Genomic DNA, 20,219 nt, shown 5'->3' with positions numbered 1-20,219 from the left:
GTAGAAATGAACAGACGTGATAGACGAACGTGATGGAGGTGGCGTCGGCCAGCCGTCCGAGCAGCCAGGCGCCGATGCCGGCGATCCCAAAGGCAAGACCGAAGAAGAGCCCGGCGACCATGCCAACTCTGCCCGGCAGAAGGCTTTGCGCATAAACGATGATGGCCGGGTGGGCGGAGGCCAGGATCAAGCCGATGATCACGCTCAGGATCGCCGTTCCCAGGAGCCCCACATAGGGCAGCGCCAGGGTGAAGGGCAAAACCCCCAGAATCGACCACCAGATCACGCGACGCGTGCCGATGCGGTCGCCGATCGGGCCACCGATGACGGTGCCGGCCGCGACCGAGCCCAAGAACAAGAACAGGTAAAGCTGCGCCGTCTGCACCGACAGATCGAAGGTGTGGATCAAATAGAAGATGTAGAAGCTCGTGATCGAGACCAAGTAGAAGTGCTTGGAGAAGGTCAGCGTGATGAGGATCACGATCGTCTTGGCTACCTTGCGGCGGCTGAGCTCGGCGATGGCTTTGCGCTCGGCGTGCGACACGCTCGGCAGCTTAAGCGCCTTGCCGTACCAGGCCCCGACGCCTCCGAGCAGGATCATGCCGAGCAGCGCCACCACCGAGAACCAGGCAATGGACCCTTGCCCGTAGGGAATCACGATGAAGGCCGCGAGCAGCGGACCGAGCGCCGTGCCAAAATTACCCCCTACCTGGAACACAGATTGCGCCATGCCGTGGCGGCCGCCCGAAGCGAGCCGTGCCACGCGCGAAGACTCCGGGTGGAACACCGACGACCCCATGCCGATCAGCGCCGCCGCGGCAAGCACCGCCCAGTAGGTGGAGGCGAAGGCGATCAGAACCAGGCCGAGCAGCGATGAACCCATGCCGACGACGAGCGAGTACGGCGTGGGGTAGCGGTCGGTGAGGTAGCCAACGAGCGGCTGGAGAACCGACGCGGTTGCCTGGAAGGTGAAGGTAATGAGCCCGATCTGGGCGAAGTCTAGCGCCAGGCTCGTCTTGAGCATGGGATAGATCGCAAGGATCAGCGACTGAATCACATCGTTCAGCATGTGACAGACGCTGATCGCGGCGAGCACGACGACCGCGGTCTTCGGAACCTCCCCTTGCGGCGCGTTACCGTCGGTCTTGCTCGCCATGAGGGGCCCCATCTCGCGTTGACCCGGAGACTTGGGCCAAATGGGCACCGGAGGGCAAGGGGGCATTTCGCGCCGCTCGCGCGCGATGCCGCAGGCGCCGGCGATGACCTAAAGTGTCTCCCGCGAACCAGCTGAGGTGTTCATGCATCCAATTCTGATCGTAGAGCTCCTCGTCTTGGTTGGCGTCGCCAATGCCTTGCCCGTGATCGCCAAAAAGATCATGGGCACCGCTGGCGCCTGGCCCCTCGACGGGGCCATCACACTCCGAGACGGCAGACCGCTGTTCGGTCATTCCAAGACCATTCGGGGCGTCTTGATCGCGCTCCTTGGGACACCTGTGGTGGCCATCCTCATGGGCCTCGGCTGGAAGCTCGGTTTCTTGGTAGCCGCCAGCGCCATGGCCGGGGATCTGTTGTCGAGCTTTATCAAACGCCGGCTTGCACTTCCGCCCAGCAGCCAGGCGCGCGGGCTTGATCAAGTTCCGGAATCGCTCTTTCCGCTTATCGCTGCTCGCTGTCTCGTGCCGCTCAGCTGGCTCGACGTAGTGGTGGGCACGGCAATTTTCGCCGTCGCAGGGCTCGTGGTGTCCCGCATTCTGTTCAGGCTTAATCTGCGCGACCGGCCCTATTGATCATGATTCGAACACCGGAGCTCGTGGAGAGTGATCTCGGGCGGGCAATTGAACCGGACCGGCACGACGGAGCTGCCCGCGCCGACTGCGGTGTAGCCGATCATGTTGTGATGGCGCCACGGCCCGGCGCCGAACTTCCGGGGCAGCACGGCGCTTAAGGTTATGGGATGTCCGCCCGGGAGGCAGATTTGCCCGCCATGGGTATGGCCGCTGAGCAGAAGATCGAAATCGGCGTGCGCCGCCTGGCGATAGATCTCCGGCGTATGGGTGACGAGTATCGAGAAAACGCCGTCGGGGATGGTCTCGGTAGCCTTCTCGATATTGTCCATTCGATAGAAATGAGCGTCGTCGATGCCCGCGATGTAAATGCGCTCGCCGTCTCGCTCGATGACGGCCGCCTCGTTGAGCAGCATCGTCACGCCCATCGCCTCGAGCCCCGGCACCATGCGGATCGTGTCGTGATTGCCGAGAACGCCGTAGATCGAGCCTGTCAGTGCTGCGCATACCTTCTTCGTCTCCTCGAGAGCTGGCTCATAGGGCCCCCGAGTGTCGCCCCGGTAATCGCCCGTCAGCAGGCAGAGGTCGTAGCGCAGGTCCTGCACCAGCCGAACCACGCCCGCGATTGCCGGCATGCTCATATCGGCGTGGAGATCGCTGATTTGGAGAATGGTGAAGCCGTCGAACGCCTTCGGCAGGTTCTGGAGGTGAATGTGATTGCGCCGCACGACGACCTTCGCGGCGTTGCTCAAGCCGCGTCCGTATAGCCCGGTCACCTTTAGGGCCGCGCGGATTACGCCCTGGACGGAGGCGGCGTTCTCGAGGTGAAAGAAATTGATGCCTTGGCCGAAGACTTGCGCCTCATGGTCTCTCTCGATGCCGAGGCGCTGGCGGGCGTGCCGGCGTCCGAGACGTTTCTCCAAAAGGAAAAGGTCGGGTTCGTCTGTCATCGATCCTTGGCGTGCTCTACGCACCAGACTTGGGCCAAATGGGCACCCAAGGGCAAGGGCGCATTTGGCGGGCGGGGCCATCTGCCGCTGGATTTTTGCGGGCCGACAACAGGAAGAATCACCGCCGCGCTTTTGCCAGGAGAGCCCTGACCTGGCTGTTGGCGGCGCCTCCCATCTCTGCCACAGCACACATCTCGCCCCGCGCGTGGGCATACTCCTTTAGGCGAGGTCAGCATGAAACCGGTTTCCTTGGCGACCGCGATGGCGGCGGCGTTCTCGATCGCCGTTCTCTCCGCGCCGAACGTTCACGCGGCGACCGACGCCGTGCCGCAACGAAAGCCGGGCTATTGGGAAATCACCACCGTGGCGCCGGTGTCCGGCATGACCAAGATCAAGGTCTGTGTCGGTGAGGACGACGACATCGTGCGGCCCGAGGGCAGCGACTGCACCGAGTCGAAACTGACCCCGCTCAACGAAGGGGTCATCATCGATGTGGTCTGCACCACCAAAGAGGGCAAGCAGACCATCAGCACCACTTTCACCGGCGATTTCGAGACGCGCTACCACGCCATCCTCAAGACGACCTTCGATCCTCCGCTCGGCGCGATCCGCAACATGGGCGTCAATCTCGACGGCAAATATCTCGGGCCGGACTGCCCGAAAGAGGCAGACGCCACGCAATAAGCTCACGCGATGCAACTATTCGCGGCCGCCTCGGTTGTCCAAGAACGCGTACGAACGGTTCTCATTGAGAGTCCCGGGAATTGCGCATGAATGGGCCAGATTTGGCCGCGCGTCCCGTTCGCCTTAGACTGGCGCCTGGGTGGAAACGTGAGCCAAGGGCGAAAACCTTCAAACTGCGCCGACAAGGCCTTGCCGGCGCCGAGCGAAAGGAATTCCCGATGAAGATGTCCTCAGACGCTATCGAGCAGACACTGACACAGTTCGAGGCGGACCCGCTTCCCGACGATCATCCGGCGGTCGAGCAACTCAACAAGATTTTCGGCGACCATACCTATTTCCTCGATCCCACCGGGCTGCACATCGTCGAGACGGCTGAGTCCAGCAACTCGGGCTCGCAGCAGGGCGTGGTGATCAAGCTCGCGAGTTGGAGCGACGAAAGCCGCACCAGCCTCGCGCCGCATCCGCCCGAGCCGACCAATATGGTGATCGAGCTCAAGGCGGCGTGACGCCGGGCTTCGTTCTCGAACGCTAGATCCTGCTCCGGACGCCGGACGGTTCAGCCGTTCCGGCGATGCTGGCACATGTGTTGCAGCGCATTCCGATGGTTTGCGCGGCATGCATCCTTGCGCGGCTGCGCGACCGGACATCATAGCGGATCTTTCAGCGACCGGCCCTGTGAGTGTCCGCGTTTTCATTCCCCGCCGGAATGAAAGGGGGTTGCCGTGGAGATGGAGCTCAAAGAGGGCAAAAAGCACAAGAAAAACAAAAAGAACGGTAAGGTGCCCAAGCACCTGTCAGACGAAGAGCTGGCGGCGGCGGACCTTCAAGTCGGCGACGTCAAGGCCAAGGCCCGGAAGATCAAGACGCAAGTCTACGAGAAGGAACTCGCCCGGCTCCAGGTCGAGCTGGTGAAGATGCAGGAGTGGATCAAGCACGAGAAGCTCCGCGTCGTGGTGATCTTCGAAGGGCGCGACGCGGCGGGAAAAGGCGGCGTTATCAAGCGGATAACCGAAAGCCTCAATCCGCGTCTGTGCCGCGTCGTGGCGCTCGGCACGCCGACGGAACGCGAGAAAACCTCTTGGTATTTTCAGTGCTACGTGCCGCATCTGCCGGCGGCGGGCGAAATGGTGCTGTTCGACCGCAGTTGGTACAACCGCGCGGGCGTCGAGCGCGTGATGGGCTTTTGCGGCGATGCCGAGTATCAGGAGTTCTTGCGAAGCTGCCCAGAATTTGAGCGCATGCTGGTGCGCTCTGGCATCATTCTGATCAAATACTGGTTCTCGGTGAGCGACGCGGAACAGGAGCGGCGCTTCCAAAGCCGCATGAACGACCGCACGCGCAGCTGGAAGCTGAGCCCCATGGATGTGGAATCGCGCTCGCGCTGGGTCGAGTACTCGCGCGCCAAGGACACCATGTTCGCGCATACCGACATCAAGCAGGCGCCCTGATACGTAGTGAAGGCCGACAACAAGAAGCTGGCGCGGCTCAACTGCATCGCGCATCTCTTGAGCATGGTCGAGTACGGCGACCTGACGCCGTCGCCGCCGGTCCTGCCGCCGCGCCCGAAGGCCGGCGACTATGTGCGTCCGCCAATGGAGGACCAGAACTTCGTGCCGGACTTCTGGTAGCGCGCGTTACGCGGCCCAACCGGCCATCTCGGTTTGCTCCGGATAGAATCGCTCGGCCATGCGGCCGACATAGCGTTTGAGATTGTCGCGCCGCTCGACCGCGCTGCGCAGCGGCGTCTCGAAACACGGACACAGCGCGCCGCCGATAAACGCGAAGCCCGTTGCGTCGAGCCCGGTCGGCTCACTACCCATCATGAAGGGCTTGTCGGCGAGAAGCTCGGCTGCCGCTTCGAGTGACCGGGTGCCGAGCGCGACGATCTCCTCTTCCGAATGACGGCCCATGCCGTGGCCGTGGAGTTCGGTTTTCATCTGGCGCCGCGCCATGCGCTGAACGACAAGCCGCGCCGGCATCGGCATCCGTTCGAAATAGGCGCGTGGACCCTTATTGAAATTGTCGTCGTCCACCCAGCGCGCGTGCAGCACGGTCCAGTAGGCGTGGTCTTCGAGCATCTTCTCGAAGGCCCAAGCGACGGCGCGCTGTTCCGTGCCGAGCCCGCGGTCGAAATCGATCCCGTATTTCTTCTCCAGGTGCCAGCGGATGAAGGTCGAGTCGGCGATGGTCTCCCCGTCGTCGACGATGTAGGGCAGCTTGCCCTTGGGCGCCTTGCTGAAACCTCTAGTGTCGGTCTCGTAGCCGAGGCCGGCCAGCTTGAGCAGCATCTCGGCCTTGGTGACGAACGGGCTCATATCGGGAAGCCCGAAGGCCGGGCCGAAGGCGTAGAGCGTGATCATCGGCTCTTTCCCTCCTTGATGGCGAGCAGCTCAGCGGCCCGTCACCAGAGACCTCCTGCGCTAAAGCTTCGGAGGGCATCCTGCTTCGCGCAGGGAACTTTGCCAATCCTGCGAAGCGCGGTACGCGCGAAGCAGGATGGCGGAGAGAGAGGGATTCGAACCCTCGAGACGGTTACCCGCCTACACGCGTTCCAGGCGTGCGCCTTCGACCACTCGGCCACCTCTCCTAAGCGCTCCGGAAGGCGCGCACTATCACGAAGCGCCCTGCCCGTTCAAGCGAGCCGTGTCCTCGCGGTCGGCTCGCCAGGACGTGAAAAACCAGCGTTTGAACGTGATCGAGCAATAGCCTATGTAAGCTGAAACACGCGATTGCCACTCTCGCTCATGCGTTTTGTTCTTCGAATTCTCGGTGTCTGGCTGCTTCTGCTTGCCATGGTCGCCGCCGTCGTTGACGCCACCAAAAGTCTGGCTGGGGGCGGCGCTTGGGTTGTCACGCCCATGGGCCAGCAATGGCGGGAGCTGGCGCCCGAAACGCTCAATGTCTCCAAGGTCTGGATCGAGACCAATGCCGGCAAATGGCTATGGGACCCTTTCATCCTGGGGATCCTGAGCGCGCCGACCTGGGTGGTGTTCGGCATTCTCGGCGTGTTCCTCTATTGGCTCGGCCAGAAGCGGAAAGAAGTCGAGGTGTATATCAACTAGCGGGGCGTTCTCGGGGGAGAACCAAAACGGAGATCTCCATGTTCAGCTTCAAGCGCAAACCCCTTTCCGTTCCTGCCGCCGACGAGGCCTTGCCTGGCCGGCCCGACGCTCTTCCAACCGCAGACACGCATTTCGTGACCGGCGCGCCCCTCAAGGGCCCGTATCCGGAAGGCGCCCAGAAGGCCCTATTCGGCCTCGGCTGCTTCTGGGGCGCGGAGCGCAAGTTCTGGGAGATGCCCGGCGTCATCGTGACCGCTGTGGGCTATGCGGGCGGCCCCACGCCAAATCCGACCTATGAGGAGGTCTGCTCCGGCATGACCGGACACACCGAGGCCGTGCTCGTGGTGTTCGACCCGAAGACGGTGAGCTACGAGCAGCTCCTGAAGACCTTCTGGGAGAGCCACGACCCGACCCAAGGCATGCGCCAAGGGAACGACGTCGGCACCCAGTACCGCTCGGGCGTCTACTACTACTCAGACGAGCAGCACCGCGCGGCGGAAGCTTCGAAAGCGGCCTACGAGGCGGCGCTCAAGGCACAAGGCATGCCGCTCATCACCACCGAGATTTTGCCGGCGCCGGAGTTCTACTTCGCGGAAGGCTATCACCAGCAATATCTCGCCAAGAACCCGGCCGGCTATTGCGGGCTCGGCGGCACGGGCGTGTCCTGCCCCATCGGCACCGGCGTGGAGGCCTAGGAGACCCCGCTTTTCCTGTCATTGCCCGGCTTGACCGGGCAATCCAGTAACCCCTGCAGTCAACGACAACGAAGACCGGTGGTTACTGGATGCCCGCCTTCGCGGGCATGACAAACTCAGCTCCTGATGAAGCCGACAATGTCCTTGGTCTTGGCGAGAATCGGATCGGCGATGTCATGGGCACGCCGTGCACCGTCCGCTAGGATGCGGTCGATCTCGACCGGGTCCGCCATGAGGCGCCGCATCTCCTCGCCGATCGGCGTGAGCTTCTCCGTGGCGAGTTCGGCCAGCGCCTCCTTGAACTTAGAGAACGGCGCGTCGCCGTAGTCGCGCAACACCCCCTCTTTGTCCGTGCCGGCGAGCGCCGCATAGATGCCGATGAGATTGTCGGCCTCGGGCCGTGCCTCCAAGCCCTTCACCTCTGACGGCAACGGCTCGGGGTCGGTCTTCGCCTTTCTGATTTTCTTGGCGATGGCGTCGGCGTCGTCGGTGAGATTGATGCGGCTCAAGTCTGACGGGTCGGACTTCGACATCTTCTTGGTGCCGTCGCGGAAGCTCATGACGCGCGTCGCGGGACCGGTGATGATCGGCTCGGGCAGCGGGAAGAAGCCGTCCGGATAGTCCTCGCGTGCGATCGTTTTGGCGAAGTCGTTGTTGAACTTCTGGGCGATGTCGCGGGAAAGCTCCAGATGCTGCTTCTGGTCCTCGCCGACCGGAACGTGCGTCGCGTGATAGAGGAGAATGTCGGCGGCCATCAGGTTCGGATAGACGAAGAGACCGGCGGAGGCGTTCTCGCGGTCCTTGCCGGCCTTCTCCTTGAACTGGGTCATGCGGTTGAGCCAGCCGATCCGCGCCACGCAGTTGAAGATCCAGGCAAGCTCCGCATGGCCCGAGACCTGGCTCTGATTGAAGATGATCTGGCGCGTGGGATCGATGCCCGAGGCGATGAAGGCGGCCGTCACCTCCCGCGTGTTGTGGGTGAGCTCGTCCGGGTCCTGGAATACGGTGATGGCGTGGAGATCGACCACGCAATAGAGGCACTCGTGCTCTTCCTGCAGCGCCACGAAGCGGGTGATCGCGCCGAGATAATTGCCGAGATGGAGATTGCCCGTCGGTTGAACGCCGGAGAAGACGCGGGTCTTGTGTTTGGTGGTCTCTTGCATGCTATCCCCTGAGCCCGCGGGTTATGGCGCGGGCGGGGAGCCGGCGCAAGTCTCGGCTGATCGAGGACGGATAGGGACGAGCGAGGAAGGACGAATGGCTCTGGTCATACGGCCCTATAGGGAGGCCGACTATCGGCGCGTGCTGGACGTGTGTGTCGCGGCCTTCGAGCCGATTCACAAGGGCTTCGAGACGGTCCTGGGGCCGCGGGTCTTTTCGCTTCAGTACGGCGATTGGAAAGAGCAATACGCCAGGACCTTGGGCCGCATCTCGGCGCGGGACAGAAAGTGCAAAGTCTACGTGGCGGAGGCCGACGGCGAGATCGCCGGATTCGTCTTCGCGCTGCTGGACAAAGACCGGAAGTGCGGCGAGATCGGCCTCAATGCCGTCGATCCGCGATACCAGGGGCAGGGCATCGCCACGGCGATGTACCAATTCGCACTCGATGACCTCAAGCGCCGTGGCGCGGAGATCGCCTCTGTCGGGACCGGGGGCGATGCGGCGCACGCGCCCGCCCGGAAAGCGTATGACGCGGTCGGCTTCGACCGGGCGATCCAGGGACTCTATCTCTTTAAGGAGCTTTAGCTCTGTCGGCGGGGCGCTCGCCCTGCGCCAAGGCCTTCTCCATCTCGCGAATCCGATCGGCGATGTCGACCGTGCGCTGAGCCATGCCGAAATGCAACCGCTCGACCATGTGGCCCTCCACCACGATGACCCCCTTATGCGCGTTCTCCGGCTGACCGAAAGCGTCGATGATCTTGCGGGACCAGTCGACCTCCTCTTGGGTCGGCGAGAAGATCTCGTTGCACGGGCCGACCTGGCTCGGATGGATCAGGGTCTTGCCGTCCATGCCGAGAATGCGGCCCTTCTCGCATTCCTCGCGCAAGCCCTCCTCGTCGCGGAAGTCGTTATAGACGCCGTCGAGGATGTCGAGCTTGTAGGCGCGCGAGGCAACCAGTGTCATGGCGAGCCACGGCACCACGGCGAAGCGGTCGTGCAGCGCGCGGGCGCGCGATTCCTTGATGAGATCGTTGGTGCCCATGACGAGGCAGGACAGCCGGTTGTCCTTGTAGACGGCGGTCGCTGCGATGGTGCGCGCATTGAGAATAGCCATGGGCGTTTCCATCATGGCCCACAGCCTCACCTTCTCCGGCGCATGCACGCTTTGCAGCAGCTTGGCAGCTGAGATGATGTCGCCGGAATGGATCACCTTGGGCACGAGGATGGCATCGGGCGCGGCCTCGCAAGCCGCGACGATGTCCTGGGCGCCCCAAGGCGTCTCCAGCGCGTTGACGCGGATCACCACCTCGCGGCCGCCATAGCCGCCGGCCGCGACCGCGGCGCAGACCTGCTCGCGCGCCTTCACCTTGGCGTCGGGCGCCACGGCATCCTCAAGATCGAAGATCAGCGCATCCGCCGGGATTGATTTCGCCTTCTCGAGCGCCCGGGTGTTGGATCCGGGCATATAGAGCGCGCTCCGGCGCGGCCGGCCTTCCATTGGCAGTTCCCCGCATTTTGTTGCGCTGCAACATAGCGGAGAGTCGGCGAGGCGAAAACCGGGCTTTTTTGGCTGAAATCAGCGCCCCAGCAGATCTTTCAACAGCGTTCTGGGCTTCAGGGCGCCGGCAAGCGCGCCTGTTACCAGATAGGTGAGAAGTCCTGCGGCGATGAGGGCGATCAGAGCCGCGGCTTGGATAAGGAGCCCCCGCTCCGGCGCGAACCAGGGCTCGAGCGTGGAGGTGAGCCACCAGAGCACGGCGCCCATGGCGGCGCTCGCCAGCACGATGCCGAGAAAGGCGCGGCGAAACATGTCATCGAGGGCGAACTCCGCGCGGCGGCGAAGCTCCATGACCAAAAGCGCCACGTTGATCCAGCCCGCCAGGCTCGTGGCGATAGCGATGCCCACAGCGCCCAAGATCACGAACAGCACGTAGCAGAGCGCGGCGTTCGCGGCCATGGCAATGCTTGCGTAAATCATCGGCGTCTTGGTGTCCTCGCGGGCGAAGAAGCTCGGCTGGAGCACCTTGATCAGCACATAGGCGGGCAGGCCGAGCGCCAGCGCTGCGAGCATGTCGGCCGTGGCGCGCGCATCGACCGTGGTGAAAGCGCCACGCTCGAACAGCACGCGCATGATGGGCCACGACGCAATGAACAGCGCGATCGCCGCGGGCACCGTCAACAGCAGCGCGAATTCGAGCGCACGGTTCTCGCTGTGGATGACAGCGCGTGTGTCGCCCGAACGCAATTTGCGGCTCAAGTCCGGCAGCAGCACCACGCCCACGGCAACGCCGATCATGCCAAGGGGAAGCTGAAAGATGCGGTCGGCGTAATAGAGCCAGGACACGACACGGTCTTGCAGGCTGGCGATTATGGTCGAGATGACGATGGTGATCTGCGCCATGCCGCCGGCGATGATCCCCGGTACCGCCAATTGCACCAAGCGCATCATATCGGGGCTCAGCGTGGGACGTTCTAGCTTGAGACGGAGGCCCGCGCGCACCGCGGCGAAGGTCACGATGGCGACTTGCAGCAGCCCCGAGACGACCACGCCCCAGGCGAGCGCCACCCCGGCGACGGTCTGCTCGCCCGTGCCGGTGGCGACGAGACCGAGCAGCACGGCGATCAGCACCACATTGAGCAGGCTCGGCGCAAACGCCGCGGCGGCGAAGCGGCCAAGGGCGTTGAGCAGCCCGGTGTAGAGCGCCACCCACGACATGAAGACGAGATAAGGCAGCGCGATGCGCGCCAGCAGCACCGCGAGGTGGAACTTGTCCGGATCGTCGGCGAAACCCGGCGCCAGCAGCAGCATCAGCCACGGCATGGCGATCTCGCCGAGCACCACGAAGGCGACGAGCACCAGCGTGAGGCCGGACAGCGCTTGCGCGGCGAAAGCGCGCGCCGCAGCGTCACCTTGCGTGTGCAAGCGCTTGGAGAAGAGCGGGATGAACGCGGCGTTGAAGGCGCCTTCGGCGAAAATGCGCCGGAACATGTTGGGCACGCGGAAGCCCACGAAGAAGGCGTCGGTAATGGACGAGGCGCCGAGCACGGCGGCGATCATCACGTCGCGCACGAAGCCGAGCACGCGGCTTATGACCGTCATCCCGCCGACCGTGGCAAATCCGCGATAGAGCGTCATGGCGTACTCTGATGGCCCGGATTTCGCGATCCGGCAAGGCAGACGGACGTACAAGGCAGGACGGGCTTAAGCGGGCGCGAGCTCCGACTCCTTGCGCGCGAGGACCTTGGTCAGCCGCTCGCGGATCAGCGTCTCGCGGGAAGAACTCGTGATCTTTTTGCCGGTGAGATCGGTCACGTAGAACACATCGACGGCCTTCTCCCCGAAGGTGGCGATGTGGGCCGAGGCGATATCCAGGTTGAGATCGGAAATCTCGCGCGTCACGTCATAGAGCAGACCGGGCCGGTCGAGGCCGTTGATCTCGATCACCGTCAAGGCATCGGACAGGGTGTTGTCGATGATCACCTGCGGCTCGACGGTGAAGGCCGAAAGCCGCGACTTCGGCTTCCTCTTGCCCTTGATGAGATCGACGGCGCGCGCTTCGCCCTTGAGCATGCGTTCGATCGAGACCGCGATCTTGCGGGCGCGGCGCTCCTCGTCTTCCGCGTGGTCGAATTCGCGTTCCAAGTGAATGGTGTCGAGCGCCATGCCGTCACGGGTCGTGGAGATCTGCGCATCGACGATGTTTGCGCCCGCCCCGGTGCAGGCGCCCGCGACCATCGCCAGGAGGCGCGGATGGTTCGGCGCGAGCAGGGTGAGCACGGTGACGGCGCGGAAGGCGTCGGTCGAGATATGGGTGACCACGGCGCGGTCGTGCGTTTCCACGTCACGAAGGAGCGCGGCGTGCTCGGCGATAACGTCGAGGTCCGTTCTCAGCCAATAGGCCGGGTAGTGACGGTCGATGAAGTGGTCCAGGTCCTTTGACGGCCAATCCGCCAAGCGCTCGCGCAGCGCGTCCTGGGCGCGGGCCATGCGCTCGGTGCGCGTGAGCTCGGTGTGGCCGCCGCCGAGCAACGGCTCGGTCTCGAAATAGAGCGTGCGCAGGAGCTGCCCCTTCCACCCGGTCCAGGTGCCGGGGCCCACGGCGCAGATATCGGCGACCGTGAGGATCAGCAGCAGCTTGAGCCGCTCGCGACTCTGCACGACCTCGGCGAAATCGCGGATCGTCTTCGGGTCGTTCAGGTCGCGGCTCTGGGCGAACAGGCTCATGGTGAGATGATGCTCGACGAGCCAGGCGGCGGTCTCGGTCTCGGACGCGTTCAGCCCGAGACGTGGACCGAGCTCGCGGGCGATGCGTGCGCCGGCGACGGAGTGGTCCTCGTCGCGGCCCTTGGCGATGTCGTGCACGAAGGCGGCGACATAAAGCGCGCGGCGGTTGTCGATGGTCCGGACCACCTCGCTCGATACGGGATGATCGACCGAGTGTTTGCCCCGCTCGATGCCGGACAGATAGCCGACGGTGCGGACCAGATGCTCGTCCACCGTGAAGTGGTGATACATGTTGAACTGCATCATCGACACGACGCGGCCGAACTCGGTGAAGAAGCGGCCGAGCACGCCGGCCTCGTTCATCTTGCGCAAGGTGGTTTCGGGATCGCGGGCGTCCATCAGAAGCCGCAGGAACAGGCGGTTGGCCGCCGGGTTGTGGCGCAGATCGTCGTCGATCAAACGGAAGTTCGCGCGGATCAGGCGCAAGACCTCCGGAGAGAACGCCACCTGGTGCTCGTCGGCCACGACAAATAGCCGAATGAAATTCACCGGGTCCTTGGCGAAAGCGTCCTTGTCGACGGTGGAGATGCGGCCGTTCTCGATGCGGAAGTCGGAAGTGCGGCGCAGCTTGGCCCGGCGGCGCCAGCTGAACGGCGCCAGCAGCGCATCGAGCGCCGGCACCGACTTGAGCTGCTTTAGCTCGAGCGCGGTGCAGACGATGCGCGTGAGCTGGCCCACTTCCTTGGCGATAAGGAAGTAGTGCTTCATGAAACGCTCGACGCCGCTCAAGCCCGCATGGCCGCGATAGCCGAGCCGCTCCGCCATGGCGCGCTGGAGATCGAAGCTCAGCCGTTCCTCGGGCCGACCGGTGAGAAAATGCAGGTGACAGCGCACGGTCCACAGGAAGAACTCGCAGCGGCGGAAGCTGCGATACTCGCCTGGCGTGAAGACGCCGGCTTCGACGAACTCCTCCTCGGCCTGATCGGGATAGAGATGCTTGGCGAGCCAGTGCAGCGTGTGCAGATCGCGCAAGCCGCCGGTGCCTTCCTTGATGTTCGGTTCGACGAGATAACGCGAGGCGCCCGAGCGGGAGTGCCGCTGGTCCTGTTCGGCAAGCTTGGCCTCGATGAAGGCGCGCGCATCGACGTCGAGCACTTCGCGGCGGAAGCGATGCAGGAACTCGGCGAACAGCTTCTCGTCGCCGAGAATGAGCCGGGCATCGAGCAGCGCCGTGCGGATGGTCATGTCGGCGAGGCTCAAGCGAATACATTGCGCGATCGTGCGCGTGGCATGGCCGACTTTGAAGCCGAGATCCCACAACAGGTAGAGCATGTACTCGGCGACGCTCTCGCCCCAGGCGGTCTGCTTGTAGGGCAGCAGAAACAAGAGATCGATGTCGGAACCCGGGGACAGCAACCCGCGCCCATAGCCGCCTTGCGCAACCACGGCCATGCGCTCGGCGCTCGAGGGGTTCTGGGCGCGATAGATGTGGTTCGTGGTGACGTCGTAGGCGAGCTGGATCAGCGCGTCCTGAAAATCGGAGAGGCCCGCCGCGCAGGCCCGTCCGTCCCCATCCCGGTCGAGTTGCTGCTTGGCGGCGGCGTGGGCTCCAGCGACCAGTGGCTTGAGATAATCGACCAAGGCCGCGCGAAGCTGCGTGTCCTGGCCCACATGGGCCTGCGCAAGCTCGGCGGTCTCCCGGCGCAGGAGATCGAAATCGAAATACGGAGCTGTTCTTGGCGCGGCTTGGTCCATCACGGGAATTTCTAGCACATTGAGGCTTTACGCCTCGCCTTCAAGCAATGTCCGAAGGCGATAGAGCGCTTCGAGCGCCTCTTTCGGGGTCATGGCGTCGGGATTGAGACCTTGAAGCGCCTGTTCCAGCGGCGATGGCTCGTCGAATCCCGGCGGCGTCCTTGCCGCCTGAAACAGGGGTAAATCGTCGGCCAAATCGGCCGGTTTCGGGCGTCCATCGGCCTTCTCCAGCTCGCTCAGCACTTCGCCGGCCCGGGCGAGAACCGGACCGGGAAGCCCCGCAAGCTTCGCCACGTGGATGCCGTAGGAGCGGTCGGCGGCGCCTTTGATGACCCGATAGAGAAACACGATCTCGTCGCGCCACTCCTTCACCTCGACCGTGGCATTGGCGGCATGGGCCAGCTTCTCGGCGAGCGCCGTCAGCTCGTGATAATGCGTGGCGAAGAGGACGCGGGAGCGGTTCACCTCGTGGAGGTATTCGAGCGCCGCCCAGGCGATGGACAGCCCATCGAAGGTCGCCGTGCCGCGTCCGATCTCGTCCAGCACCACAAAAGAGCGTGCGGTCGCCTGGTTGAGGATGGCGGCGGTCTCGACCATCTCGACCATGAAGGTGGACCGGCCGCGGGCGAGATCGTCCGCGGCGCCGACGCGGCTAAACAGGCGATCGACGATGCCGATATGGGCGGCCTCCGCCGGGACGAAGCAGCCCGACTGCGCAAGCACGACGATGAGCGCGTTCTGGCGCAGGAAGGTGGACTTCCCGGCCATGTTGGGACCGGTGACCACGAGCACGCGCGTACCGTCGCCGCTGTCGTCGCCACCGAGCCGGCAATCGTTGCCGATGAAGGTCGCACCGTCGCCGCGCTTCAGATTTTGCTCGACCATCGGGTGACGGCCTTCCTCGACGGCGAACACGAGGCTGCCGTCGACGTGCGGGCGCACATAGTTCTGCTCGACCGCGAGTTCCGCGAGGCCCGCATAGTGATCCAGCTCCGCCAAAGCGGCGCTTGCCGCCGACAGCGCTTGCTCCTCGCCGAGCACCTCGTCCACGAGCTTGGCGAAGATGTCGAGTTCGAGCGCCAGCGCACGGTCGGCGGCGGAGGTGATACGCGCTTCGATCTCGGCCAGTTCCGGCGTCGAGAAGCGCACCGCGTTGGCCATGGTCTGACGGTGAATGAAGGTCTCCACATGCGGCGGCTTGGTGAGCGTCGGTGCATGCAGCGCGGTGACCTCGACGAAATAGCCGAGCACGTTGTTGTGGCGGACCTTGAGGCCTTTGATGCCGGTGGCGTCGGCATAGGTCGCCTGCAGACCGGCGATGACCTGGCGGCTGCCGTCGCGCAAGTTCCGATGCTCGTCGAGATCGCCGCTGAAGCCGCTGCGGATAAAGCCGCCATCGCGGGCATTGACGGGAAGCTCCTGCGCCAGGGCCGCGCTCAACGATTGCTCTATCTCCGGCGGCGCCGCCGCCAGGCGCTCGACGATGCCCATCAGCTCGCGCGGCAAGCCGAGGGCTTCGCCGGTCCGCAAGAGCTGCGCGGCGAGATCGTGCGCGGCGACAATCGCTTGGCGCACGGAGCCGAGGTCACGCGGACCGCCGCGGCCGAGCGCGAGCCGCGCCAAGGCCCGCGCAAGATCGGGCGCGGATTTCAGGGCGGCGCGCAACTCTCCACGCAATTTCGGTTCGGAGACGAGATAGGAGACGGCGTCCAGCCTGGCGTTTACATCGCTTTCATCCGTCAAAGGACTGGCCAGGCGGCTCGCCAGCTCGCGGGCGCCGGCGGCGGTGACGGTGCGGTCGACCGCCGCCAACAGACTGCCGGCCCGCGCGCCTTGGTTGGACCGGGCAAGCTCGAGATTTGTGCGGGTCGCCGCATCGATAAGAAGGAGACTTCCCGCGGCTTCTTTTCGCGGCGGGCGCAGCAACGGTGCGCGGCCGACCTGGGTGATCTCCACATAGGTGAGCAACCCGCCAAGCGCGGCCAGCTCCGCCCGCGTGAAGTCACCAAAGGCATCGAGCGCCGCCACGCCGAGACGCTCCTTCAGAGCGCGCTGGCCACGCACGGAGTCGAAATGCGCGCGCGGGCAGGGCGTCAACGCCGCGCCGGCTTCGCCGATCAGACGGCGAAGATCGGCGTCGCCCGCGAGATCCTCTCCCACCAGCACCTCGCCAGGCCTGATCCGCGCGAGTTCGCCTGGGAGATCGACGAGCCGCGCCGACGCCGCGATCAACTCGCCCGTGGAGATGTCGATGGTGGCAAGCGCGAAGCTCGGCTCGGAGCCTTCCTTATTACCCCCACGAAACAGAGCGGTGAGGAAATTATGCGTGCGCGCATCGAGCAACGACTCTTCGGTGAGCGTGCCAGGCGTGACAAGACGCACCACGTCGCGGCGCACCACCGATTTCGGGCCGCGCTTCTTGGCCTCGGCCGGGTCCTCGGTCTGCTCGCACACGGCCACGCGATGCCCTTGGGCGATGAGGCGCTGGAGATAGTCGTCGGCCGCGTGCACCGGCACGCCGCACATGGGAATGTCTTGCCCAAGATGCTTGCCGCGCTTGGTGAGCGCGATCCCGAGCGCGCGGGAAGCGATCGCCGCGTCGTCGAAGAACATCTCGTAGAAATCACCCATGCGGTAGAACAGCAGACTGTCGGCGTTGTTCGCCTTTATCTCGAGGTATTGCGCCATCATGGGGGTCGCGTCCGGCGATGGCGCGGGCGTGGACCCGCCGGTCCGTGGCGATGTCGCATCTTGTGTCATGCTCACCACGTCACCTCGCCTCGCGCCTTCTCAAGCCGTGCGGACACTTCCGGGCTCATGCCATAGAACCATACGCCGCCAAGGAGACGGCGGAAGCGCGGATTGCGTTCTGCTTCGGTCACCACCGCATCGATCACGGGACCGTTTTCTTCGGGGATCAGGTCTTCCAGCAGGCCTGCGGCAAGCAAGCCCAGCACATGCGGGTTATCCTCGATTTCGAGGATCGCCTTCACCAGCTCAAGCGCGCCCAGCGGATCGTTGCTGACGAGTTCCTGCTGCAAGTCGAACATCGTCCCCCAGTCCCCGTCACGCTCCCGTTCGAGGTCGGACCGCGACGTGATCTCCACCCACGCCGCGGCAAGCTCCGGCAGCGGCAGCGCCGCGAAATCCGTGGGCTCCGCGTGGTTGCGCGTCTTCTGGCGCCATGCGCGATAGCCCGGCTCGTCGGCGATGGCCAGCAGGCGCCGCTGGAGTTGAGGGCTCTCCACCATGCCGCTTCGGATCGATGCCGCCTTGGCCCCCATCAACCAGCGCAAGCGGGGCTGGCGGAGCGCCAGCTCTTGCAGGGCGGGGGCGGCACGGCGTGCATGGAAGACGAGCAACTGGCCGAGCACCTTTCCTTCCGCCAGAAGCATGACGATCTCATCGTCAAGCTCACCCACGAGTTCGGCTTCGATCAACGCGATCCCACGCTCGGGCGCCTCATGAGAAAGCCGGTCGAAATACATGGTGAAGGCGTCGGTCCCGTCGGTCTGGCCCTTGAGACCCGTGGTGCAGACCTCCCGCCAGGCGCGCACCAGATCGTCCATCGCGAGGCCTGCGAGACGCGCTTCGATCTCCTCGGCGGCAGGAGGCGGTTCGGCCTTGCCGCCGGAGGCGTCGCAAAACCCGAGCACCTCGTCACACCAGCCCATCGAAGGGTGGTAGCTTCTCGCCCGGAAGCGCACAAGGCCCGGCCAAACGAGAGTTGGGGAAAGGGCTTTTCCCTGCGCGGGGCCTCCTCTAGGGTGCGCGGCCTCAAGCGAATTTATCAGGAGTTCCCTCCATCATCCGTCCGTCCAAACGCGCGCCCGACGCGCTGCGCCCCGTGACCCTCGAACGCGCCGTATCGCGCCACGCGGAGGGTTCGTGCCTGGTCCGCTTCGGCGAGACCCATGTGCTGTGCACGGCAACGGCGGGGGAACCGGTGCCGCCCTGGCTCAAGGGCTCGGGCCGCGGCTGGGTCACGGCGGAATACGGCATGCTGCCGCGCGCCACCAACGACCGCATGCGCCGCGAGGCGGCCGCGGGCAAGCAATCGGGGCGGACGCAAGAAATCCAGCGGCTGATCGGACGCTCGTTGCGCGCGGTGGCCGACCTGCCGTCGCTCGGCGAGAAGCAGATCATCATCGATTGCGACGTGCTGCAGGCCGACGGCGGCACGCGCACCGCCTCGATCACCGGCGCCTGGGTGGCGCTGCACGACGCGCTCGCCTGGATGGAAGCGCGCAGCATGATCAAGGGAAAGGTCCTGCGCGATCACGTGGCGGCGGTCTCTTGCGGCCTTTATGGCGGCGAGGCGGTGCTCGATCTCGACTACGCCGAGGACTCCGAAGCCGACGCCGACGCGAACTTCGTGATCACGGGCGCCGGCGGCATCGTGGAAGTGCAGGGCACGGCGGAGACCGAGCCGTTCAGCCAGGAGCAGTTCGACCAACTCATGTTGCTGGCGCGGACGGGCATCGCCCAGCTTGTCGAACTCCAGAAGCTCACCGTTGCTTAAGACCGGCACCCTTCATCGCGGCTCGAAGCTCGTCATCGCCAGCCACAACGAGGGCAAGGTGTGGGAGCTGGGCGAGCTGTTCGCGCCCTACGGCATCGAATGCGTGTCCGCGGGGAGCCTGGGCCTGCCCGAGCCCGAAGAGACCGGCGACACGTTCGAGGCCAATGCGCTGCTGAAAGCGCGGGCGGCCGCGGCCGGATCGAGCTTGATGGCGCTTGCGGACGATTCAGGGATCGAGGTGGAGGCGCTGGGCGGCGCACCCGGTATCCAATCCGCCCGCTGGGGCGGGGAGGAGCGGGATTTCGGGAAGGCCATGCAGCGCGTCCATGACGAATTGGAAGCCACCGGCGGCGCCTATACCCGCGCGAACTTTATCTGCGCGCTGGCGCTTGCCGCGCCGAACGGCGAGGACGCCACCTTCACCGGCCGGGTGTTCGGATCGATCCACTGGCCGCCCCGCGGGACGCGCGGTTTCGGCTATGATCCCATCTTCGTGCCGGACGGCCACACCGAGACGTTCGGCGAAATGGACCCGGCGCTCAAGAATGCCCTGTCGCATCGCTTACGCGCCTTCGAGCAGATGATCGAAGCCACCTATGCAAATGACGCATGACGAGCCTTTTGGAGTCTATGTGCATTGGCCGTTCTGCAAGGCCAAATGCCCGTATTGCGACTTCAACTCCCACGTTCGGCACGGCGGCATCGACGAGGCGCGGTTCCTCGCCGGCTATCTGAAGGAACTTGCGCATTTCGCCGCGCGCGCGCGCGCGCGCGCCGTCACCAGCATCTTCTTTGGCGGCGGCACGCCATCTCTCATGGGTCCGCACACCGTCGAAGCGATCCTCGATGGCATCGCCGGTCATTGGACTATTGCGCACGACGCCGAGATCACGCTCGAAGCGAACCCGACCAGCGTGGAGGCGGAAAACTTCGCGGGCTACGCGTCCGCCGGCGTCAACCGCCTGTCGCTCGGCGTGCAGGCGTTGAACGACGACAGCCTGAAAGCCCTCGGCCGCCAGCACACCGCGGACGAAGCGCTTGCGGCGCTCGATCTCGCCAAGGACACATTCGGCCGCGTCTCGTTCGATCTGATCTATGCGCGCGAGGGACAGTCGCTCGCCGCGTGGGAGGCCGAGCTTGGCCGCGCGCTCGCGCACGCCGCTGACCACCTCTCGCTCTACCAGCTCACCATCGAGGACGGCACGCCGTTCGCCGCGCGCCATGCGGCCGGACGTTTGCGCGTGCCGGACGGCGACAGTGCGAGCGAGATGTATCTCCTGACCCAGGAGCTGTGCGAGAAAGCGGGCCTCCCCGCCTACGAGATCTCGAACCATGCGCGGCCGGGATCGGAGTCGCGGCACAATCTCATCTATTGGCGCGG

Annotated in this window: 18 protein-coding genes, 1 tRNA gene and 1 pseudogene; 10 read left to right on the top strand and 10 right to left on the bottom strand. The window is 64.7% G+C overall.

The genetic code is table 11. The annotated features are described in order from the left end of the window. Window positions 1–1,156: MFS transporter (locus ACSLE4_RS07155; RefSeq protein WP_435903785.1), on the bottom strand; the 1,156-nt coding region annotated here is incomplete at its 3' end. A gap of 142 nt (window positions 1,157–1,298) precedes the next feature. On the opposite strand from ACSLE4_RS07155, the gene ACSLE4_RS07150 reads away from it, so the two are divergent. Next, window positions 1,299–1,787: a CDP-archaeol synthase gene (locus tag ACSLE4_RS07150; RefSeq protein ID WP_435903784.1), complete on the top strand. Its 489-nt coding sequence runs from the start codon at window positions 1,299–1,301 to the stop codon at window positions 1,785–1,787. Here the strand turns inward: ACSLE4_RS07150 and ACSLE4_RS07145 are convergent. Beyond that, complete coding sequence (locus ACSLE4_RS07145) at window positions 1,781–2,734, bottom strand: metallophosphoesterase (protein WP_435903783.1); 954 nt, start codon at window positions 2,732–2,734, stop codon at window positions 1,781–1,783. The genes ACSLE4_RS07150 and ACSLE4_RS07145 overlap by 7 nt on opposite strands. Before the next feature lie 234 nt (window positions 2,735–2,968). Here ACSLE4_RS07145 and ACSLE4_RS07140 point away from each other — a divergent pair, with 234 nt between their 5' ends. From ACSLE4_RS07140 to ppk2, 3 genes and pseudogenes are all read left to right on the top strand, one after another. After that, window positions 2,969–3,418, top strand: a complete 450-nt coding sequence (locus tag ACSLE4_RS07140; protein ID WP_435903782.1) for a DUF3617 domain-containing protein — start codon at window positions 2,969–2,971, stop codon at window positions 3,416–3,418. A gap of 218 nt (window positions 3,419–3,636) precedes the next feature. Further along, on the top strand, window positions 3,637–3,924 hold the full coding sequence (locus tag ACSLE4_RS07135; RefSeq protein ID WP_435903781.1) for a hypothetical protein: 288 nt from the start codon (window positions 3,637–3,639) through the stop codon (window positions 3,922–3,924). A 222-nt stretch (window positions 3,925–4,146) separates the two neighbouring features. Further along, a pseudogene (gene ppk2 / locus ACSLE4_RS07130) lies at window positions 4,147–5,046 on the top strand (polyphosphate kinase 2). Between the two features lie 6 nt (window positions 5,047–5,052). Here ppk2 and ACSLE4_RS07125 read toward each other — a convergent pair. Both ACSLE4_RS07125 and ACSLE4_RS07120 read right to left on the bottom strand, forming a co-directional pair. Continuing rightward, window positions 5,053–5,778 (bottom strand): glutathione S-transferase C-terminal domain-containing protein, encoded by a 726-nt coding sequence (locus ACSLE4_RS07125; RefSeq protein ID WP_435903780.1) that lies wholly within the window; start codon window positions 5,776–5,778, stop codon window positions 5,053–5,055. A gap of 137 nt (window positions 5,779–5,915) precedes the next feature. Next, window positions 5,916–6,005 (bottom strand) — tRNA-Ser (locus ACSLE4_RS07120). A gap of 157 nt (window positions 6,006–6,162) precedes the next feature. On the opposite strand from ACSLE4_RS07120, the gene ACSLE4_RS07115 reads away from it, so the two are divergent. Then, entirely contained in the window at window positions 6,163–6,480 is a 318-nt protein-coding gene (locus ACSLE4_RS07115) for a hypothetical protein (RefSeq protein WP_435903779.1), read from the top strand. Window positions 6,481–6,518: 38 nt separating this feature from the next. Beyond that, the gene (gene msrA / locus ACSLE4_RS07110) at window positions 6,519–7,175 is read left to right on the top strand and encodes a peptide-methionine (S)-S-oxide reductase MsrA (protein ID WP_435903778.1); all 657 of its coding nucleotides are present in this window, start codon (window positions 6,519–6,521) and stop codon (window positions 7,173–7,175) included. Window positions 7,176–7,291: 116 nt separating this feature from the next. Here the strand turns inward: msrA and trpS are convergent, their stop codons facing one another. Then, the gene (gene trpS, locus ACSLE4_RS07105) at window positions 7,292–8,338 is read right to left on the bottom strand and encodes a tryptophan--tRNA ligase (protein ID WP_435903777.1); all 1,047 of its coding nucleotides are present in this window, start codon (window positions 8,336–8,338) and stop codon (window positions 7,292–7,294) included. A 94-nt stretch (window positions 8,339–8,432) separates the two neighbouring features. Here trpS and ACSLE4_RS07100 point away from each other — a divergent pair, with 94 nt between their 5' ends. After that, window positions 8,433–8,921 carry a GNAT family N-acetyltransferase gene (locus tag ACSLE4_RS07100; protein ID WP_435903776.1) on the top strand — a complete coding sequence of 163 codons (489 nt, stop codon included), beginning with the start codon at window positions 8,433–8,435 and terminating at the stop codon, window positions 8,919–8,921. Here the strand turns inward: ACSLE4_RS07100 and ACSLE4_RS07095 are convergent. From ACSLE4_RS07095 to ACSLE4_RS07075, 5 genes are all read right to left on the bottom strand, one after another. Further along, window positions 8,908–9,834, bottom strand: coding sequence for an HpcH/HpaI aldolase/citrate lyase family protein (locus tag ACSLE4_RS07095; protein ID WP_435903775.1), 927 nt, complete (start codon window positions 9,832–9,834; stop codon window positions 8,908–8,910). The genes ACSLE4_RS07100 and ACSLE4_RS07095 overlap by 14 nt on opposite strands. 78 nt (window positions 9,835–9,912) lie before the next feature. Then, window positions 9,913–11,472, bottom strand: a complete 1,560-nt coding sequence (murJ, locus tag ACSLE4_RS07090) for a murein biosynthesis integral membrane protein MurJ (RefSeq protein ID WP_435903774.1) — start codon at window positions 11,470–11,472, stop codon at window positions 9,913–9,915. A gap of 66 nt (window positions 11,473–11,538) precedes the next feature. After that, window positions 11,539–14,316: a [protein-PII] uridylyltransferase gene (locus ACSLE4_RS07085; RefSeq protein WP_435903773.1), complete on the bottom strand. Its 2,778-nt coding sequence runs from the start codon at window positions 14,314–14,316 to the stop codon at window positions 11,539–11,541. Between the two features lie 27 nt (window positions 14,317–14,343). Next, entirely contained in the window at window positions 14,344–17,076 is a 2,733-nt protein-coding gene (gene mutS, locus ACSLE4_RS07080) for a DNA mismatch repair protein MutS (protein ID WP_435903787.1), read from the bottom strand. A gap of 2 nt (window positions 17,077–17,078) precedes the next feature. Beyond that, window positions 17,079–17,990, bottom strand: coding sequence for a DUF6869 domain-containing protein (locus tag ACSLE4_RS07075; RefSeq protein ID WP_435903772.1), 912 nt, complete (start codon window positions 17,988–17,990; stop codon window positions 17,079–17,081). Between the two features lie 134 nt (window positions 17,991–18,124). Here ACSLE4_RS07075 and rph point away from each other — a divergent pair, with 134 nt between their 5' ends. The 3 genes from rph to hemW all read left to right on the top strand — a co-directional run. After that, a complete protein-coding gene (gene rph / locus ACSLE4_RS07070; RefSeq protein WP_435903786.1) occupies window positions 18,125–18,838 on the top strand; it encodes a ribonuclease PH in 714 nt (237 codons plus the stop codon). Then, window positions 18,831–19,451 (top strand): RdgB/HAM1 family non-canonical purine NTP pyrophosphatase, encoded by a 621-nt coding sequence (gene rdgB / locus ACSLE4_RS07065; RefSeq protein ID WP_435903771.1) that lies wholly within the window; start codon window positions 18,831–18,833, stop codon window positions 19,449–19,451. The genes rph and rdgB overlap by 8 nt, the downstream gene beginning before the upstream one ends. Further along, on the top strand, window positions 19,435–20,219 hold a 785-nt coding region (gene hemW / locus ACSLE4_RS07060; protein ID WP_435903770.1), incomplete at its 3' end, for a radical SAM family heme chaperone HemW. The genes rdgB and hemW, both read left to right, overlap by 17 nt.

This window comes from Methyloceanibacter sp. (genome assembly GCF_051306395.1).
GTDB lineage: Bacteria > Pseudomonadota > Alphaproteobacteria > Rhizobiales > Methyloligellaceae > Methyloceanibacter.
This window is presented reverse-complemented; position numbering and strand designations above follow the sequence as displayed.

Excerpts from the sequence above, each read along its gene's own strand:
- ACSLE4_RS07150 (WP_435903784.1), top strand. The coding sequence starts at position 1,299 with ATGCATCCAATTCTGATCGTAGAGCTCCTCGTCTTGGTTGGCGTCGCC.
- ACSLE4_RS07145 (WP_435903783.1), bottom strand. The coding sequence starts at position 2,734 with ATGACAGACGAACCCGACCTTTTCCTTTTGGAGAAACGTCTCGGACGC.
- ACSLE4_RS07140 (WP_435903782.1), top strand. The coding sequence starts at position 2,969 with ATGAAACCGGTTTCCTTGGCGACCGCGATGGCGGCGGCGTTCTCGATC.
- ACSLE4_RS07135 (WP_435903781.1), top strand. The coding sequence starts at position 3,637 with ATGAAGATGTCCTCAGACGCTATCGAGCAGACACTGACACAGTTCGAG.
- ACSLE4_RS07125 (WP_435903780.1), bottom strand. The coding sequence starts at position 5,778 with ATGATCACGCTCTACGCCTTCGGCCCGGCCTTCGGGCTTCCCGATATG.
- ACSLE4_RS07115 (WP_435903779.1), top strand. The coding sequence starts at position 6,163 with ATGCGTTTTGTTCTTCGAATTCTCGGTGTCTGGCTGCTTCTGCTTGCC.
- msrA (WP_435903778.1), top strand. The coding sequence starts at position 6,519 with ATGTTCAGCTTCAAGCGCAAACCCCTTTCCGTTCCTGCCGCCGACGAG.
- trpS (WP_435903777.1), bottom strand. The coding sequence starts at position 8,338 with ATGCAAGAGACCACCAAACACAAGACCCGCGTCTTCTCCGGCGTTCAA.
- ACSLE4_RS07100 (WP_435903776.1), top strand. The coding sequence starts at position 8,433 with ATGGCTCTGGTCATACGGCCCTATAGGGAGGCCGACTATCGGCGCGTG.
- ACSLE4_RS07095 (WP_435903775.1), bottom strand. The coding sequence starts at position 9,834 with ATGGAAGGCCGGCCGCGCCGGAGCGCGCTCTATATGCCCGGATCCAAC.
- murJ (WP_435903774.1), bottom strand. The coding sequence starts at position 11,472 with ATGACGCTCTATCGCGGATTTGCCACGGTCGGCGGGATGACGGTCATA.
- ACSLE4_RS07085 (WP_435903773.1), bottom strand. The coding sequence starts at position 14,316 with ATGGACCAAGCCGCGCCAAGAACAGCTCCGTATTTCGATTTCGATCTC.
- mutS (WP_435903787.1), bottom strand. The coding sequence starts at position 17,076 with ATGACACAAGATGCGACATCGCCACGGACCGGCGGGTCCACGCCCGCG.
- ACSLE4_RS07075 (WP_435903772.1), bottom strand. The coding sequence starts at position 17,990 with ATGGGCTGGTGTGACGAGGTGCTCGGGTTTTGCGACGCCTCCGGCGGC.